The organism is Pseudarthrobacter sp. 05T312, from assembly GCF_056396685.1.
The window spans coordinates 400,964-416,756 of sequence record NZ_JBFTLY010000001.1; the positions used below are offsets into that span (position 1 = coordinate 400,964).

22 protein-coding genes are annotated in these 15,793 nt (G+C 62.6%); 19 read left to right on the forward strand and 3 right to left on the reverse strand.

The annotated features are described in order from the left end of the window. Positions 1–687 precede the first annotated feature (687 nt). The 12 genes from rplN (at position 688) to map (ending at position 7,830) form a co-directional block, all read left to right on the forward strand. Positions 688–1,056 carry a 50S ribosomal protein L14 gene (gene rplN / locus AC1DIP_RS02025; RefSeq protein WP_003803789.1) on the forward strand — a complete coding sequence of 123 codons (369 nt, stop codon included), beginning with the start codon at positions 688–690 and terminating at the stop codon, positions 1,054–1,056. Between the two features lie 3 nt (positions 1,057–1,059). After that, entirely contained in the window at positions 1,060–1,422 is a 363-nt protein-coding gene (gene rplX / locus AC1DIP_RS02030; RefSeq protein WP_015937845.1) for a 50S ribosomal protein L24, read from the forward strand. Continuing rightward, the gene (rplE, locus tag AC1DIP_RS02035) at positions 1,422–2,003 is read left to right on the forward strand and encodes a 50S ribosomal protein L5 (protein WP_018769138.1); all 582 of its coding nucleotides are present in this window, start codon (positions 1,422–1,424) and stop codon (positions 2,001–2,003) included. The genes rplX and rplE overlap by 1 nt, the downstream gene beginning before the upstream one ends. 82 nt (positions 2,004–2,085) lie before the next feature. Further along, the gene (gene rpsH, locus AC1DIP_RS02040) at positions 2,086–2,484 is read left to right on the forward strand and encodes a 30S ribosomal protein S8 (protein ID WP_015937843.1); all 399 of its coding nucleotides are present in this window, start codon (positions 2,086–2,088) and stop codon (positions 2,482–2,484) included. A gap of 18 nt (positions 2,485–2,502) precedes the next feature. Continuing rightward, positions 2,503–3,039: a 50S ribosomal protein L6 gene (rplF, locus tag AC1DIP_RS02045; protein ID WP_141159770.1), complete on the forward strand. Its 537-nt coding sequence runs from the start codon at positions 2,503–2,505 to the stop codon at positions 3,037–3,039. A gap of 2 nt (positions 3,040–3,041) precedes the next feature. Then, on the forward strand, positions 3,042–3,425 hold the full coding sequence (gene rplR, locus AC1DIP_RS02050) for a 50S ribosomal protein L18 (protein ID WP_159631366.1): 384 nt from the start codon (positions 3,042–3,044) through the stop codon (positions 3,423–3,425). Then, on the forward strand, positions 3,422–4,138 hold the full coding sequence (gene rpsE, locus AC1DIP_RS02055) for a 30S ribosomal protein S5 (protein ID WP_255172842.1): 717 nt from the start codon (positions 3,422–3,424) through the stop codon (positions 4,136–4,138). The genes rplR and rpsE overlap by 4 nt, the downstream gene beginning before the upstream one ends. Positions 4,139–4,140: 2 nt before the next feature. Then, complete coding sequence (gene rpmD, locus AC1DIP_RS02060) at positions 4,141–4,347, forward strand: 50S ribosomal protein L30 (protein ID WP_018760444.1); 207 nt, start codon at positions 4,141–4,143, stop codon at positions 4,345–4,347. Then, positions 4,348–4,833, forward strand: a complete 486-nt coding sequence (rplO, locus tag AC1DIP_RS02065; RefSeq protein WP_013601817.1) for a 50S ribosomal protein L15 — start codon at positions 4,348–4,350, stop codon at positions 4,831–4,833. 210 nt (positions 4,834–5,043) lie between these two features. Beyond that, a complete protein-coding gene (gene secY, locus AC1DIP_RS02070) occupies positions 5,044–6,354 on the forward strand; it encodes a preprotein translocase subunit SecY (protein ID WP_477732649.1) in 1,311 nt (436 codons plus the stop codon). 5 nt (positions 6,355–6,359) lie between these two features. After that, positions 6,360–6,929 carry an adenylate kinase gene (locus AC1DIP_RS02075; RefSeq protein ID WP_387558946.1) on the forward strand — a complete coding sequence of 190 codons (570 nt, stop codon included), beginning with the start codon at positions 6,360–6,362 and terminating at the stop codon, positions 6,927–6,929. 73 nt (positions 6,930–7,002) lie between these two features. Beyond that, entirely contained in the window at positions 7,003–7,830 is an 828-nt protein-coding gene (gene map, locus AC1DIP_RS02080) for a type I methionyl aminopeptidase (RefSeq protein WP_477732650.1), read from the forward strand. Between the two features lie 106 nt (positions 7,831–7,936). Here map and AC1DIP_RS02085 read toward each other — a convergent pair whose 3' ends face one another. The 3 genes from AC1DIP_RS02085 to AC1DIP_RS02095 all read right to left on the reverse strand — a co-directional run bounded on the left by AC1DIP_RS02085 (position 7,937) and on the right by AC1DIP_RS02095 (position 11,239). Then, complete coding sequence (locus AC1DIP_RS02085) at positions 7,937–9,286, reverse strand: extracellular solute-binding protein (RefSeq protein WP_476206397.1); 1,350 nt, start codon at positions 9,284–9,286, stop codon at positions 7,937–7,939. Between the two features lie 76 nt (positions 9,287–9,362). Beyond that, the gene (locus AC1DIP_RS02090; protein WP_476206395.1) at positions 9,363–10,283 is read right to left on the reverse strand and encodes an ABC transporter permease subunit; all 921 of its coding nucleotides are present in this window, start codon (positions 10,281–10,283) and stop codon (positions 9,363–9,365) included. Continuing rightward, positions 10,280–11,239 (reverse strand): carbohydrate ABC transporter permease, encoded by a 960-nt coding sequence (locus AC1DIP_RS02095; protein WP_477732651.1) that lies wholly within the window; start codon positions 11,237–11,239, stop codon positions 10,280–10,282. Before AC1DIP_RS02095 ends, AC1DIP_RS02090 begins: the two co-directional genes overlap by 4 nt. A gap of 215 nt (positions 11,240–11,454) precedes the next feature. On the opposite strand from AC1DIP_RS02095, the gene AC1DIP_RS02100 reads away from it, so the two are divergent. From AC1DIP_RS02100 to rplQ, 7 genes are all read left to right on the forward strand, one after another. Further along, complete coding sequence (locus AC1DIP_RS02100) at positions 11,455–12,399, forward strand: P1 family peptidase (protein WP_477732652.1); 945 nt, start codon at positions 11,455–11,457, stop codon at positions 12,397–12,399. A 171-nt stretch (positions 12,400–12,570) separates the two neighbouring features. Continuing rightward, positions 12,571–12,792, forward strand: coding sequence for a translation initiation factor IF-1 (infA, locus tag AC1DIP_RS02105; protein WP_009358723.1), 222 nt, complete (start codon positions 12,571–12,573; stop codon positions 12,790–12,792). A 71-nt stretch (positions 12,793–12,863) separates the two neighbouring features. After that, complete coding sequence (gene rpmJ, locus AC1DIP_RS02110) at positions 12,864–12,977, forward strand: 50S ribosomal protein L36 (RefSeq protein ID WP_009358722.1); 114 nt, start codon at positions 12,864–12,866, stop codon at positions 12,975–12,977. Positions 12,978–13,161: 184 nt separating this feature from the next. Next, a complete protein-coding gene (gene rpsM, locus AC1DIP_RS02115) occupies positions 13,162–13,536 on the forward strand; it encodes a 30S ribosomal protein S13 (protein ID WP_003803743.1) in 375 nt (124 codons plus the stop codon). A 53-nt stretch (positions 13,537–13,589) separates the two neighbouring features. Further along, on the forward strand, positions 13,590–13,991 hold the full coding sequence (rpsK, locus tag AC1DIP_RS02120; protein WP_009358720.1) for a 30S ribosomal protein S11: 402 nt from the start codon (positions 13,590–13,592) through the stop codon (positions 13,989–13,991). A gap of 130 nt (positions 13,992–14,121) precedes the next feature. Next, positions 14,122–15,132, forward strand: a complete 1,011-nt coding sequence (locus AC1DIP_RS02125) for a DNA-directed RNA polymerase subunit alpha (RefSeq protein WP_013601812.1) — start codon at positions 14,122–14,124, stop codon at positions 15,130–15,132. 68 nt (positions 15,133–15,200) lie between these two features. After that, complete coding sequence (rplQ, locus tag AC1DIP_RS02130) at positions 15,201–15,773, forward strand: 50S ribosomal protein L17 (protein ID WP_477732653.1); 573 nt, start codon at positions 15,201–15,203, stop codon at positions 15,771–15,773. Positions 15,774–15,793 lie beyond the last annotated feature (20 nt).

Genomic DNA, 15,793 nt, shown 5'->3' on the forward strand with positions numbered 1-15,793 from the left:
ATGGTGGATTCTGAACGGGCGTTGGGAAATTTCCTGCGTTAGGTGATGGGGCGTCGGCAACATTCATGCGGGAGGTGATGGCGCGTTGAGGACAGCGGACGACGGCGGGACCAGGATTGGCGGGGGAGTGGCACCTGGGTGGGCCGGAAGGCTGCCGTGCGTGCCGCCGTCGTCCGCCCCACCCGGACGCCCCATCACTTCCCGCCGGCTTTTCTGCGACGCCCCATCATCTCCTACCCCTTTTTCGCGAACGCGCCATCACGTGCTGCGGAAGGATGGCAGTTGCTGATGGGGCGTGGGCCATATTCTTGCGGGAGGTGATGGCGCGTCGTGGCATGGCACCTGGGTGGGCCGGAAGGCGGGCGTGGGTGACGCCGTCGTCCGTCTTGCGGGGCAGGCGACGGTGGTGATATGGGGACCAGCGGAAAACGTGCTAGGATATTGAGTTTGTATGGCGCCTTTCGTGCGCCATCATCAACCTCGTAAACAAGCGTGCCACAGCATAGTGCCCCTGTGCGCCCGGGATTTGTCCCGGACCGGGTGGGAGCAACTGCTTCTGGCACGGGCGTTTAGGCCTGGTCTGGCAAAATCCAGGCAGGTCAAGAGACACCCCGATCAACCGTTCCGCAAGGCTCATTCCGTAGCAAGACCACGGCCTGAGAACCGGCGCGACGCAAGGAGTAAATAGTGATTCAGCAGGAGTCGCGACTCAAGGTCGCCGACAACACGGGTGCTAAGGAAATCCTTACCATTCGCGTTCTCGGTGGATCCGGCCGTCGCTACGCAGGCATCGGTGACGTCATCGTCGCCACCGTCAAGGATGCAATCCCGGGCGGCAACGTAAAGAAGGGCGATGTGGTCAAGGCCGTCATCGTCCGTACCAAGAAGGAACGCCGCCGTGCGGATGGTTCCTACATCAAGTTTGACGAGAACGCAGCTGTGATCCTGAAGAACGACGGTGACCCCCGCGGTACCCGTATCTTCGGACCGGTTGGTCGTGAACTGCGTGACAAGAAGTTCATGAAGATCGTTTCTCTGGCTCCGGAGGTGCTCTAGTCCATGGCTGCAAAGATCAAGAAGGGTGACCTGGTTCAGGTCATCACTGGCGCCAAGGCTGAGCGTGGCGGCGACCGCGGCAAGCAGGGCAAGGTTCTGCGCGTCTTCACCGACACCAACCGCGTGCTGGTTGAGGGTATCAACCGCGTCACCAAGCACACCCGTGTTGGACAGTCGCAGCGCGGCACCAAGACTGGCGGCATCGAGGTCGTAGAGGCCCCGATCCACATTTCAAACGTGGCCCTGGTTGACCCGTCGACCAAGAAGCCGACCCGCGTGGGCTTCCGCCTCGACACTGTGGAGAAGAACGGTGTCAAGAAGACCGTCCGTATCCGCGTGTCCAAGAGCTCCGGGAAGGACATCTAATGACTGAGACTCTCGAGACTCCGGCAACGAAGATCGTTCCTCGTCTGAAGACCAAGTACGCCGAATCCATCAAGGCAACGCTCCAGGATGAATTCAAGTACGAGAACGTGAACCAGGTACCCCGCCTGGTGAAGGTTGTTGTGAACATGGGTGTTGGAGATGCCGCCAAGGACTCCAAGCTGATCGACGGCGCTGTCCGCGACCTCACCCAGATCACCGGCCAGAAGCCGCAGGTTACCAAGGCCCGCAAGTCGATCGCACAGTTCAAGCTGCGCGAAGGCATGCCCATCGGTGCACACGCAACCCTGCGTGGCGACCGCATGTGGGAATTCGTGGACCGCCTGGTCACCCTGGCACTGCCCCGTATCCGCGACTTCCGCGGCCTGAGCGGCAAGCAGTTCGATGGCAACGGCAACTACACCTTCGGTCTGACCGAGCAGGTTATGTTCCACGAAATCGACCAGGACAAGATCGACCGTGTCCGCGGTATGGACATCACGGTTGTCACCACTGCCAAGACCGATGACGAAGGCCGCGCGCTGCTCAAGGCGCTTGGTTTCCCGTTCAAAACCGAAGCTTAATTAACTACGTAAAAGGTCCGGCTGCTCCGCTCCCCAGGGAATGGAACGGCGGAAACCGTTATGAGGAAGGGCATGAGCCCACATGACAATGACAGATCCTGTCGCAGATATGCTTACGCGCCTGCGTAACGCAAACTCGGCATACCACGACTCCGTGTCTATGCCTTACAGCAAGCTCAAGGCACGCGTTGCCGACATCCTCAAGGCCGAAGGTTTCATCGCCGGCTGGAAGGAAGAGGACGCCGAGGTTGGCAAGAAGCTGACCCTGGACCTCAAGTTCGGTCCGAACCGCGAGCGTTCCATCGCCGGTGTACGCCGCATCTCCAAGCCGGGCCTCCGCGTTTACGCGAAGTCCACCAACCTCCCGCACGTGCTCGGTGGCCTGGGTATCGCTATCCTGTCCACCTCTTCCGGCCTCCTGACTGACAAGCAGGCCGGCAAGAAGGGCGTGGGCGGCGAAGTCCTCGCGTACGTCTGGTAACGGGAAAGGAAGAGAATAATGTCACGTATTGGACGTCTCCCCATCACCGTTCCTGCCGGCGTTGAGGTCAAGGTTGACGGCTCTGTCGTCAGCGTCAAGGGTTCCAAGGGGGAGCTGACCCACACTGTGGCCAGCCCCATCGAGGTTGCCCTGGATGACAACACCCTGACCGTCAGCCGCCCGAACGACGAGCGCGCCTCCCGTTCGCTCCACGGCCTGACCCGCACCCTGATCGCCAACATGATCCAGGGCGTCACCGCAGGCTACGAGAAGAAGCTTGAAATCGTCGGTACCGGTTACCGCGTTCAGGCCAAGGGATCTGACCTTGAGTTCGCTCTGGGCTACAGCCACCCGGTCAACGTTTCGGCTCCGGCCGGCATCACCTTTGCAGTAGAGGGACCGACCAAGCTCTCTGTCTCAGGTATCAACAAGCAGCAGGTCGGCGAGGTTGCTGCCAACATTCGCAAGCTGCGGAAGCCTGACCCGTACAAGGGCAAGGGCATCCGTTACGCCGGCGAAGTCATCCGCCGCAAGGTCGGAAAGGCTGGTAAGTAACCATGGCCATCTCCATTAACAAGAAGCGTACGAACAAGAGCAAGGCTGCTGGTCGCAGCCGCCGCCAGCTTCGTATCCGCAAGCGCATTTCCGGTACGGCTGTCCGCCCCCGCCTGGTGGTCAACCGCTCCGCACGCCACGTATTTGTCCAGGTTGTCGACGACACCATTGGCCAGACCGTAGCAAGCGCGTCCACCCTGGAAGCCGACCTTCGTGCATTCGACGGTGACAAGACTGCCAAGGCCAAGCGCGTTGGCGAGCTCGTTGCCGAACGTGCCAAGGCTGCCGGCGTCGAGGCTGTTGTGTTCGACCGTGGTGGTAACAAGTACCACGGCCGGATTGCCGCCGTCGCTGACGGTGCACGCGAAGGTGGGCTGTCACTGTGACCGAAGCAAACAAGGAAAAGGACACTGTGTCTGCAGATCAGAAGGCCCCCGAAGCCGCAGCTGCTGAGACCACTGCCCCCGCTGCCGACGACCGCCGTGGTGGCGCCCGTCGCGGCGAGCGTGGCGACCGTGGCCAGGGCCGCGGCGACCGCGGTGGCCGTGGCGGCCGCGACGGTGGCCGTGAAGCCGAAAAGAACCAGTTCGTAGAGCGCGTTGTCACCATCAACCGCGTTTCCAAGGTGGTCAAGGGTGGTCGTCGCTTCAGCTTCACCGCACTGGTCGTCGTTGGTGACGGTAACGGCATGGTCGGCGTGGGCTACGGCAAGGCCAAGGAAGTTCCCGCTGCTATCGCCAAGGGCGTTGAAGAGGCCAAGAAGTCCTTCTTCCGCGTTCCCCGCGTTGGCAACACCATCCCGCACCGCGTTCAGGGTGAAGCCGCTGCCGGCGTCGTAATGCTGCGTCCGGCTTCCGCCGGTACCGGTGTTATCGCCGGTGGTCCGGTCCGTGCAGTACTGGAGTGCGTGGGCATCCACGACATCCTCTCCAAGTCGCTCGGTTCCTCCAACGCCATCAACATCGTTCACGCGACCGTTGATGCCCTGAAGCGCCTCGAAGAGCCGGCGGCAGTGGCAGCACGCCGCGGCCTGCCGCTGGACGAGATCGCTCCGGCAGCGTTGGTGAAGGCCCTCCTGGCTCCGAAGGCAGGTGTTTAGTCTTGGCTAAGAACCTGGTCCCCTCGGACGCTCAGTTGGAAATCACTCAGATCAAGTCCGCCATTGGCGGCAAGCAGAACCAGCGCGACACCCTGCGGTCCCTCGGCCTGAAGCGGATCGGACACACCGTTGTCCGCACCGCCGACGCCGTGACCGTCGGAATGATCAACACGGTTCCGCACCTGGTAAAGGTAGAGGAGGCGAAGTAAATGGCAGAGAACACTGCTGACAAGGCGCAGGCTGCTGAGAAGCAGAACGCCCTGAAGGTTCACCACCTGCGTCCCGCACCGGGTGCCAAGACCGCCAAGACCCGTGTTGGTCGTGGTGAGGCATCCAAGGGTAAGACTGCCGGCCGTGGTACCAAGGGTACGGCTGCCCGCTACCAGGTGAAGGCTGGCTTTGCCGGCGGCCAGCTGCCGCTGCACATGCGCCTGCCGAAGCTGCGTGGCTTCAAGAACCCGTTCCGGGTTGAGTTCCAGGTAGTAAACCTGGACAAGCTCAACGAGCTGTTCCCGGAAGGTGGCGCAGTCACCGTGGAGAACCTGGTCGAAAAGGGTGCCGTTCGCAAGAACCAGCCCGTCAAGGTGCTGGGCACCGGCGACATCACCGTCAAGGTTGACGTCACCGCCCACGCATTCTCGGCCAGCGCCGCTGAAAAGATTGCTGCAGCAGGCGGAAGCACCACCGCCCTGTAAGGGACGGCGCCAGCTGTTGAACTCCCGGTATCCGAGGGCTTTGGCCCCGGATGCCGGGAGTTTTCCATATCCGCCGGGCGAACAATCCCTGCCATCCGGCGCATGCACGCCGGGCCGGATTGTTCGCGCAGCGCATTGAACCGTTAGACTCGGATGTCGGGATTTATCAAATTCCTTCACCCCACCCTTATTGACACCACAGGAGGACGCTTGCTTAGCGCATTTGGCCGGGCCTTTCGCACGCCTGATCTGCGACGCAAGTTGTTGTTCACGCTGGCAATCATCACCATCTTCCGCTTGGGTGCTTTCATTCCCTCGCCAGGTGTGAACTACCAGAATGTCCAGCAATGCTTGCATAACGGTCAGACTGCCGGCGGGCTGTACCAGCTCGTTAACCTCTTCAGCGGCGGCGCGTTGCTCCAGGTGTCCATCTTCGCCCTGGGCATCATGCCTTACATCACGGCCAGCATCATCGTGCAGCTGCTCCGGGTGGTCATTCCCCGGTTCCAGCAGCTCTACGATGAAGGCGCGTCGGGACAGTCCAAGCTGACCCAGTACACCCGCTACCTCACCATCGCGCTGGGCCTGCTCAACGCCACCACCTTGGTGTCCCTGGCCCGCTCCGGGCAGCTGCTTCCCGGCTGCCAGCTGCCGGTGATCCCCGACACCAGCATCATCACCACCATCCTGATCATCATCACACTCACGGCCGGTACCGGCCTGATCATGTGGATGGGCGAGCTCGTCACGGAGAAGGGCGTGGGCAACGGCATGTCGCTGCTCATCTTCACCTCCATCGCGGCCCAGTTCCCCACTTCGCTGGGAGCCATCTGGACTTCGCAGGGACCGGGAACCTTCTTCCTGGTGCTGGCCGTCGGCCTCTTGACCGTCGCCCTGGTGGTTTTCGTCGAGCAGTCACAGCGGCGCATTCCCGTGCAGTACGCCAAGCGGATGATCGGGCGGCGCACCGTGGGCGGCACCAGCACCTACATTCCCATCAAAGTGAACATGGCCGGTGTCATTCCGGTGATCTTCGCTTCTTCCATGCTCTACATTCCCGGGCTGATCGCGCAGTTCAACCAGCCCCGGAACGGCGAGTCCATGCAACCGTGGGTTGAGTGGATCAACAACAACCTCACCCGCGGAGACCACCCGATCTACATGGCGGTTTATTTCCTCCTGATCGTGTTCTTCACCTACTTCTATGTCGCGATTACCTTCAACCCTGAAGAAGTCTCAGACAATATGAAGAAGTACGGCGGCTTCATTCCAGGTATCCGCGCCGGCAGGCCGACCGCTGATTACCTGCAGTACGTGCTCTCACGGATCACGCTGCCCGGCGCCCTCTACCTGGGCTTCGTGGCACTGATTCCGCTGGTCGCGCTCGTGCTGATCAACGCAAACCAGAACTTCCCGTTCGGTGGCACCTCGATCCTGATCATGGTGGGCGTTGGCTTGGAGACCGTAAAGCAGATTGATGCGCAGCTACAACAACGTCACTACGAAGGGCTTTTGCGATGACGAGAATGCTGATTATTGGACCTCCCGGTTCCGGAAAAGGAACGCAGGCGGAGCGGATTTCAGAACGCCTCGGCGTTGTGGCCATCTCCACCGGCGACATCTTCCGGGCCAACGTGAAGGGTGAAACCCCCTTGGGCCTCGAGGCCAAGAAGTACATGGACAACGGCGACTTCGTTCCGGACAGCGTGACCAACAAGATGGTCCGCGACCGGCTGAACGAGTCCGACGTCGAAAACGGCTTCCTGCTGGATGGCTACCCGCGCACCACCGCGCAGGTTGACTACCTTGACGAGATCCTCGCCGACGGCGACGAGAAGCTCGACGTGGTCCTGCAGCTGACTGCCGACGACGAAGAACTGGTACACCGCCTCCTGGGCCGTGCCAAGGAAACGGGCCGGAGCGACGACAACGAAGCCGTCATCCGCCACCGCCTGGACCTGTACCACGAGCAGACCGAAGCTGTGGTGGCGAAGTACGCAGACCGCGGCATCCTCACCAAGGTTGACGGGATCGGTCCCATCGACGAAGTCACCAACCGCGTGATGCAGGCCATCAAGGCCGCTCAGGCAGCCTGACCCAAGGCGCCCGGTTTTATCGAGGCTCCTCCCGGCATCCGGGAGGAGCCTCAGCCATTTGAAAGGACACATCATGGCCTTCGGCCAGCCCCGCATCGAATTCAAGAACAACGCCCAAATGCGCACCATGCACGAGGCCGGCCTGGTCCTCAGCCGCGCCTTGGATGCCGCCGTTGCCGCCGCGGTGCCGGGGGTCACCACGAAGCACCTTGACGATGTCTTCGCCGCCGTCCTCAACGAGGCAGGTGCCAAGTCCAACTTCCTGGGCTACCACGGCTTCCCGGCCACCATCTGCACGTCCGTGAACGAGGAAGTGGTGCACGGGATTCCCGGCAGCCGCCTGCTGCAGGACGGCGACATCATCTCCATCGACGGCGGCGCGATTGTCAATGGCTGGCACTCGGATTCCGCACGCACGGTGATCGTGGGAACGGCGGATCCGGAGGACCAGCGGCTCTCCGACGTGACCCAGGCCGCGATGTGGCATGGGATCGCTGCCCTGGCCAGCGGGTCGCATGTGGGTGACATCGGTGCCGCCATCGACGACTACGTCTCCTCGGTTCCCGGCAAGCCGCTGGGCATCCTGGAGGATTACGTGGGGCACGGCATCGGCTCCGAGATGCACATGGCCCCGGACGTCCTGAACTACCGGACCAGCCACCGAGGCCCCAAGATCAAGCCGGGGCTGTGCCTTGCCATTGAGCCCATGCTGGTCCGGGGCAGCATTGACACCGCCGTCCTGGAGGACGACTGGACCGTTGTGACCACGGACGGCAAGCGCTCCTGCCAGTGGGAGCACTCGGTGGCGGTACATGAGAAGGGCATCTGGGTGCTTTCAGCGCCCGACGGCGGTGCGGAGCAGCTGGTGCCCCTCGGCGTCACCCCGGTACCCATCCCGTAAGGGACACGCACATCTGCCTGCGACGCAGAAAATCCCTGTCGACCCCCAAAAAATAGGGTCGACAGGGATTTTGCGTATCGCCAGCGCTTTTACGGGTCAGAAACCGCTAGGACTTCAGCTTCGGCTTGACGTCCTTGTCGTAGATGCCCTGCAGCGTGGTCTTCAGGTCCGTCATGGTGGACTTGACGTCTCCCTGCTGCGTGAGGATCTTCGCGGCGGACTTCGCCATTTCCTGGTCGGCGCCCGGCAGGAACACCCTGGCGTTGTCCTGCACCTTGGTCACCGCGAGCTGGTCCATGGCCGTCTTGATCTGCGGTGTCTTGGCCAGGACCGCCGTCATGTCAGCTGACTTGCGGGTGGGCATGTACCCGGTGGCGGCGGAGAACTCAGCGGTGCTCTCCGGCTGCGTGACGAAGTCCAGGAACATGCCGGCCGCGAGCTGTTCCTCCTTGGTGATGCCGCTCGGGATGCCCAGGCCTGCGCCGCCCGTGGGGCAGACGTTGGTCTCCGCTTTCGGGCCGCCGGGCAGGAAGCCAACGCCAACGTTGAACTTTGCCGATTTCAGGATTCCCAGCAGCGAACCGGTGGAGGAAATGGTGGTCGAGGTCAGTCCGGCGGAGAAGTCGTCCGCCGCTTCCTTGGAGGAGACGCCTGCCCACTTGTCCTTGTAGATCGAGTCCTGGGCCCACTGCAAAGCGGCCACGGAGTCACTGGAGTCGCAGGTGATGTCCCAATCCTTGGACCAGCCACCGCCCCAGCCCCAGAGCATGTTCTGCAGCGTCCAGCCCGCGTAGCCGGCAAGCGCGGGGTAGATGTAGGCGTACTGGGCGCCGGAGCTTGCCTTCAGCTTGGGGGCCCACTCAGCGAATTCCTGCCAGGTCTTGGGTGCACGGTCCGGCAGCCCGGCCGCGGCGAAGTGGTCCTTGTTGTAGTAGAACAGCGGAGTGGACCGGCCGTAGGGGAGGGCCCACTGCTTCCCGTCGTACTTGTAGTCGTTGATCAGCGACTGCTGGAAGTCGTCCATCTTCATGTTCAGCTGCTTGGTGAGGCTGTCAACGGGAATGATGCTGCCGTTGGTGTAGTACCGGAACCACCACACGTCGGAGAGGACAACCACGCCGGGGAGGCCGGACTTGGCGGCCTGCGCGGTCTGGAACTTCTGGGCAATTTCCTCGTAATTGGCCCCTGCGGTGACCAGGTTGACGGTGATGCCCGGGTTCTTGGCCTGGAACTTCTCGATCAGGCTCTTCTCAACGTCCTGTGACTGGCCGGGGTGGCTGGACCAGAAGTCGATCTTTGCCGCCGGCTTCACGCCGCTGAAGTCGATGTCGGCTGCCTGGGATGTGGATTGGCCACCGCCGGTTGTCGAGGGTCCACCGCATGCGGCCAGGGCAGCGGCAGAGGCGGTGACCCCTGCCAGGCCCAGGAAGTGCCTCCGGTCCAGGTGAAGTGTCATGACAGTTCCTTTCGGTTGTTGCCTGCGGAAGGGTTGGAGTACTAAAAGGTTGGAAAGTACGACGGCGGCCGGCGGCTTAGCCGGTCACGCTGCCCTGGGTGAGGCCAGCAACGATGTAGCGCTGCAGAGCCGCAAAGACGATCAGGATGGGAACGATGACAAGGACAGCGCCGGCCATCAGCACGCCCCAGCCCGCAGCGTTGCTTTCGTTGTTCTGCAGCAGGGTCAGGCCCACCGGCAGGGTCATGGTTTCCGGCCGGTCCGTGATGATGAGTGGCCAGATGTAGTCATTCCATTCGGTCACGATGGTTACCAGCGCCACCGTGGCGATGGAAGGAACGGACACGGGGACCACGATCTGCCAGAGCCGGCGCCAGTGGCCAGCGCCGTCCATCTCCGCCGATTCCAGGATCGAGGCCGGGAGGGTCCGGAAGTGTTGGCGCAGCAGGAAGGTGCCGAACGCGGTGCCCAGGCCGGGGAGGATGATGCCCCACAGCGTGTTCTTGCCGCCGATCCCCGCTATGAGGATGAAGTTGGGCAGGATGGACACCTGCGGGGGCACCATGAGGGCCACCAGGATCAGCAGGAAGATGAAGTTCCGGAACGGGAAGCGGACAAAGACCAGGGCGTACGCCGTCAGGATTGCCAACAGCACCTTGATGGTGGCCCCTGCCAACGTGACGATGGTGCTGTTCAGGAAGAACTGCCCGAACGGAACCGTGGTCATGGCAGTCCGGTAGTTCTCCAGGTTCAGGCTTTCCGGGAGGATCTTCAGGTCCGTGGTGACAATCTCGCCGGACTGCTTGAAGGAGCTCAGCACCATCCACAGCAGGGGCAGGAACACCACCAAAGTGGCTATGACCAGGGGCAGGTAGCCGCCCACCACGGTCTGGACCAGGTTCCGGCGGGAGAACGGCCGGTCGCGGCGTAGGCCGGGATCCGGAGCGGAGACGGCGGGGGCGGTGGGGTCCGGGCTCACCGGTGAGAGGGACGTCACGAGTAATGAACCTTTCGTTCCACGAACCGCAGCTGGAGCACGGTGATCACCAGCAGGATGGCAAACAGGACCACCGAGATGGCCGCCGAGTAGCCGGCCCTGTTGTAGGCGCCGAAGGCCTGGAGGTATGCCTCGTAGATCAGGGTGCTGGTGCCGGTGCCCAGCGGCGTCATGATCCTGATGAGGTCGAAGGCCTGCAGCGAGCTGAGCATGGTGGTGATCAGGAGGAAGAATGTGGTGGGGGACAGCAGCGGCAGCGAGATGCTGACAAAGCGCCGGAACCCATTGGCGCCGTCGAGGGACGCCGCTTCCATGACTTCCTGGGGCAGGGACTGCAGCCCGGCGAGGTACACCACCGCGCAGTAGCCCAGGTTTTTCCAGACGTACACCAGGATCACCATGACCAGGGACAGCTGGGGATCGTTGATCCACTGAGGGCTCTGCTGGCCGATGCCGCGGAGCAGCCAGGCGAGGACGCCGTAGCCGGGATCGAAAATGAACAGCCACACCAGGCCCACGCCGACGCCGGAGAGGACGTAGGGGGCAAAGACCGCGGACCGGGCGAACGTGGTGCCGCGGACCCTAGCGTTCAGGGCCAGGGCCACCAGCAGTCCCAGGATCATCGACCCGCCCACGGTGACCAGGGTGAACACTGCCGTGGTGCCCAGGACTTTCGGGGCGTCGTTACTGGTGAAGAAGGTGACGTAGTTGCCCAGGCCCACCACGGTGGCCGAGGGGGAACCCAGCGTCCAGTCCAGCGTGGAGTAGTACATGTTGCTGAACAGCGGCCGGTACGTGAAGACGGCGATCAACACGAGGTTGGGCAGCGCCATGGCGAGGAAAACCAGGAAGTCGCGGCGGCTGCGTGCTGTCCATCGCCGTCGTGGAACTTTCGCTGAGCGCCCCGGTGGCCTGCCTGGCTTGGCGGAGGGATGCGGGGCGAGTTGACGGGTCATGCGTGTCTCTCCCGGGTTGGGAGCCTGCTTGTGGCGGGCCCTGGCTGGATCTAGGGACTACTACACCAGACCGTCAGGGGGCTGAAACCCGCATATGCCCTTGTGGGAGGACTGTTATCCAAGGCTTCGTCGCCCGTTAACGCTGTGTTGATTGCAGTCTCGCATAAAGTTTGCCGATGCGGCAGGGGCGCGCCTGCAGAGGGGAGAATAGGGGTATGGGAACCCTTAGCGATGTCCCGGGCGTCCGGGTGGGCCACGTTGAGAGGGCGGCCGACGGCTGGCTGACCGGAGTGACGGTGGTCCTGCCACCTCCGGGCACGGTGGGCTCGGTGGACGTCCGGGGCGGCGGGCCGGCCACGCACGAAACGGATGCGCTTGACCCCACCACCCTGGTCCGCACCGTGGATGCCGTCGTCCTCACCGGCGGCAGTGCCTATGGCCTGGCGTCCGCCGCCGGCGCCCAGCGCTGGTGCGAGGAAAACGGGCGGGGTTTTTCCGTCCCCGGGGGAGTGGTGCCCATCGTCCCGGCCGCCGCCATCTTCGACCTGGGCAGGGGCGGCAGCTTCTCCGCACGGCCGACGCCGGAGATGGGCTACGCGGCAACGGCCGCCGCTGCGGCACAAAAGGAAGGGCACGACGTCGGCCGCGGCAACGTGGGGGCCGGCGCCGGCGCACTCATCGGCAGGGGACAGTTCAAGGGCGGCGTAGGCACGGCCTCCATCACGCTGGACAACGGGGTGGTAGTCGGCGCGCTGGCCATAGTCAACGCACTCGGGCTCCCGGTTGGCCCGGTGGTTGAGTCCGTTGAAACCCAAGGGGATTCCGCTCCCCAGCAGCCCCTCAACACCACTCTTGTCGTCGTCGCTACCAACGCCGTCCTCGACGTGGCTGAGTGCAAAAGGACTGCCTCTGCATCCCATGCCGGGATTGCCCGGGCCTTGAATCCTAGCCACACCCTGGCTGACGGGGATACTGTTTTCTGCCTGGCAACCGGTGCTGTGGCACTCGACCGCTCCGACGAAGCTGCCCGGCAGGTCAGCCTCATCACGCTCCAAACCGCAGCAGCCGACGTCGTCCGTTTGGCCATCCTCGACGGGGTGGCCGCAGCTGATCCCGTCAGCACCCCGGCCGGTGAATATGGTGCGTACCGCATCGCGTAGGCTACTATGGCCGATTTAACTTTTACCGGCCAACAGGGTAGTGTTGCTTGTTGGTTGTCTGGACTGCCACGCCCTTTTGGGCCTGGAGACGGCAATCGATCCAACAAAAACGTTCGTGGTCATGCCCGGTGCTATCCGGCGGGGCTGCGGCAACAACAGTTAGCGGAGGGTATGGCCAAGAAGGACGGGGTCATTGAGATCGAAGGCGTTGTGACCGAGGCGCTGCCTAACGCGATGTTTCGCGTTGAGCTCACCAACAAGCACATCGTTCTGGCACACATCTCTGGAAAGATGCGTCAGCACTACATCCGAATCCTCCCTGAGGACCGCGTAGTGGTGGAGCTGAGCCCGTACGACCTCACCCGTGGTCGTATCGTCTACCGCTACAAGTAAATTGCTGGGCGGCGGCAGTGCAAGCTGACCGTTGCTCCAGTTGACCAAACTGCTACACGCAAAGGAATGCCATGAAGGTCAAGCCGAGCGTCAAGCAGATCTGCGAAAAGTGCAAAGTGATCCGCCGTAATGGCCGGGTCATGGTGATCTGCGAGAACCCGCGCCACAAGCAGCGCCAGGGCTAATTTCCTTCCCTGAAGGAAATCCTGGGTTGCTAACCCACGCAAGTAAATAAAGGCAGCACAAGCTGATCTGGAACATTGAGCTCGAAAGAGTCCGGACAGCTAACCCCCGGTCGGAGGCTGGGGCCGCACGGAACGTGCGGGTGTACTGCCTACGACCTCCGGTTTATCAAGGAGTACTGCCACTATGGCTCGTCTCGCTGGCGTAGACATTCCCCGCGAAAAGCGGCTGGAAATTGCGCTTACTTACATCTACGGCGTGGGCAAGACCCGTGCACACGAAACCCTGGCTGCCACTGGCATCAGCGCTGACGTCCGCGTCAAGGACCTGACTGATGCCCAGCTGGTTGAGCTGCGTGACTACATTGAAGGCAACTACAAGGTTGAGGGTGACCTTCGCCGCGAAGTAGCAGCAGATATCCGCCGCAAGGTTGAGATCGGCAGCTACGAAGGCCTGCGCCACCGCAAGGGCCTGCCCGTACGCGGTCAGCGTACGAAGACCAACGCACGTACCCGCAAGGGCCCGAAGCGTACCGTCGCCGGCAAGAAGAAGGCCCGTTAAAATCCCGCCCGGGATTTACGGACTTTCCCCAATAACTTTCTGTAGGAGAAAAAATGCCCCCGAAGACTCGTGGCGCGGTTCGCAAGCCGCGTAAGAAGGACAAGAAGAATATCGCGCTTGGCCAGGCGCACATCAAGAGCACCTTTAACAACACCATCGTTTCCATCACGGATCCGACCGGCGCCGTTATTTCCTGGGCTTCCTCCGGTGAGGTTGGCTTCAAGGGCTCGCGCAAGTCCACCCCGTTCGCTGCCCAGATGGCTGCCGAAGCCGCTGCCAAGCGTGCGCAGGAGCACGGCATGCGCAAGGTAGACGTCTTCGTCAAGGGACCGGGTTCCGGACGCGAGACCGCCATCCGTTCGCTGCAGGCCGCAGGCCTCGAGGTTGGCTCCATCCAGGATGTCACCCCCGCAGCGCACAACGGCTGCCGCCCGCCGAAGCGCCGCCGCGTCTAATTCTTTTCCGCAGCAGGAGCTTGCCCGGACCAGCGATGGTCCGGGCAAGCCCAGCGCGTTAAGTCTTCAGACCGAATTTCCACCACCTGTGTTGCGTCATATAGCGGATGCTCGCCGAAAGGAAACCTAAGTGCTCATTGCACAGCGCCCCACCCTCTCCGAAGAGGTCGTCTCCGAAAACCGTTCGCGTTTCATCATTGAACCGCTGGAACCGGGCTTCGGCTACACCCTCGGAAACTCCCTCCGCCGTACCCTGCTCTCCTCCATCCCCGGTGCTGCCGTAACCAGCATCCGGATCGATGGTGTGCTGCACGAGTTCACCACGGTTCCGGGTGTCAAGGAAGATGTCACCGAGATCATCCTTAACATCAAGAGCCTCTCGGTTTCCTCCGAGCACGACGAGCCTGTCGTGGCTTACCTGCGCAAGCAGGGCCCCGGAGTCGTCACCGCCGCGGACATCGCTCCGCCGGCCGGCGTCGAATTCCACAACCCGGATCTGCACATTGCCACGCTGAACTCGAAGGGCAAGTTCGAACTCGAACTGACCATCGAGCGCGGCCGCGGCTACGTTTCGGCAGCTCAGAACAAGTCCGGCGACGCAGAGATCGGCCGTATCCCGGTCGACTCCATCTACTCGCCGGTGCTGAAGGTTACTTTCCGCGTGGAAGCAACCCGTGTTGAGCAGCGCACCGACTTCGACAAGCTGATTGTTGACGTCGAGACCAAGCAGGCCATCGCCCCGCGCGATGCCGTTGCTTCCGCAGGCACCACCCTGGTGGAACTGTTCGGTCTGGCCCGTGAGCTGAACACCGCAGCTGAAGGTATCGAGATCGGCCCGTCGCCCACCGACGCTGCCCTGGCAGCCGACATGGCACTGCCGATCGAGGATCTGGACCTCACCGTCCGTTCCTACAACTGCCTCAAGCGTGAGGGCATCCACACCGTGGGTGAACTCGTTGCCCGCTCCGAGGCTGACTTGATGGACATCCGCAACTTCGGTGCCAAGTCCATTGACGAGGTCAAGGCAAAGCTGGTTGAACTGGGCCTGTCCCTCAAGGACTCGCCTCCCGGTTTTGACCTCGCAGCACGCGCCGCAGCAATCGAAGAGGACGACGCCGCCTTCGGCGACGACGAACTCTAAACCAGACCTTGGCCGGCGGGCAGCACCATGGTGTGCCGCCCACGGCTTCCACATGAGGAGAAACAATTATGCCTACCCCCACTAAGGGTCCGCGCCTCGGCGGCGGCCCGGCTCACGAGCGTCTCATGCTCGCGAACCTGGCCTCATCCCTGTTCGAGCACAAGCGGATCACCACCACGGTGACCAAGGCCAAGCGCCTGAAGCCGTACGCAGAGCGACTGGTGACCTTCGCCAAGCGTGGCGACCTCGCTTCCCGCCGCCGCGTGCTCGGCCTGATCAGCAACAAGGGCGTCGTCCACGAGCTGTTCACCGATATCGCCCAGGCTGTGGAGAACCGCGACGGCGGCTACACCCGCATCACCAAGATCGGCAACCGCAAGGGCGACAACGCTCCCATGGCTGTCATCGAACTGGTCCTCGAGCCGGTTTCCGCGAAGCAGGCCGTAGTTGCTGAGGCTACCCAGGCTGCTGCCAAGGCTGCTCCGGCCGCCGAGGAAGCTCCCGCTGAAGAGGCTCCGGCCGCTGAGGAAGCTGCTGCAACCGAAGAGGCACCTGCTGCCGAAGAAGCTGCAACCGAAGAGGCTCCGGCCGCTGAGGAAGCTGCCGAGGCTCCGGCTGCTGAAGAGAAGGAAGCGAAGTAATTCGCTGATTCACTTCGCAT

Coding starts and splice junctions, on each gene's coding strand:
- rplQ (WP_477732653.1), top strand. CDS start 15,201: ATGCCTACCCCCACTAAGGGTCCGCGCCTCGGCGGCGGCCCGGCTCAC.
- rplE (WP_018769138.1), top strand. CDS start 1,422: ATGACTGAGACTCTCGAGACTCCGGCAACGAAGATCGTTCCTCGTCTG.
- rplO (WP_013601817.1), top strand. CDS start 4,348: ATGGCAGAGAACACTGCTGACAAGGCGCAGGCTGCTGAGAAGCAGAAC.
- rpsK (WP_009358720.1), top strand. CDS start 13,590: ATGCCCCCGAAGACTCGTGGCGCGGTTCGCAAGCCGCGTAAGAAGGAC.
- rplR (WP_159631366.1), top strand. CDS start 3,042: ATGGCCATCTCCATTAACAAGAAGCGTACGAACAAGAGCAAGGCTGCT.
- AC1DIP_RS02100 (WP_477732652.1), top strand. CDS start 11,455: ATGGGAACCCTTAGCGATGTCCCGGGCGTCCGGGTGGGCCACGTTGAG.
- rplX (WP_015937845.1), top strand. CDS start 1,060: ATGGCTGCAAAGATCAAGAAGGGTGACCTGGTTCAGGTCATCACTGGC.
- AC1DIP_RS02095 (WP_477732651.1), bottom strand. CDS start 11,239: ATGACCCGTCAACTCGCCCCGCATCCCTCCGCCAAGCCAGGCAGGCCA.
- rplF (WP_141159770.1), top strand. CDS start 2,503: ATGTCACGTATTGGACGTCTCCCCATCACCGTTCCTGCCGGCGTTGAG.
- rpsM (WP_003803743.1), top strand. CDS start 13,162: ATGGCTCGTCTCGCTGGCGTAGACATTCCCCGCGAAAAGCGGCTGGAA.
- rpmJ (WP_009358722.1), top strand. CDS start 12,864: ATGAAGGTCAAGCCGAGCGTCAAGCAGATCTGCGAAAAGTGCAAAGTG.
- AC1DIP_RS02075 (WP_387558946.1), top strand. CDS start 6,360: ATGCTGATTATTGGACCTCCCGGTTCCGGAAAAGGAACGCAGGCGGAG.
- rpsH (WP_015937843.1), top strand. CDS start 2,086: ATGACAATGACAGATCCTGTCGCAGATATGCTTACGCGCCTGCGTAAC.
- map (WP_477732650.1), top strand. CDS start 7,003: ATGGCCTTCGGCCAGCCCCGCATCGAATTCAAGAACAACGCCCAAATG.
- AC1DIP_RS02085 (WP_476206397.1), bottom strand. CDS start 9,286: ATGACACTTCACCTGGACCGGAGGCACTTCCTGGGCCTGGCAGGGGTC.
- infA (WP_009358723.1), top strand. CDS start 12,571: ATGGCCAAGAAGGACGGGGTCATTGAGATCGAAGGCGTTGTGACCGAG.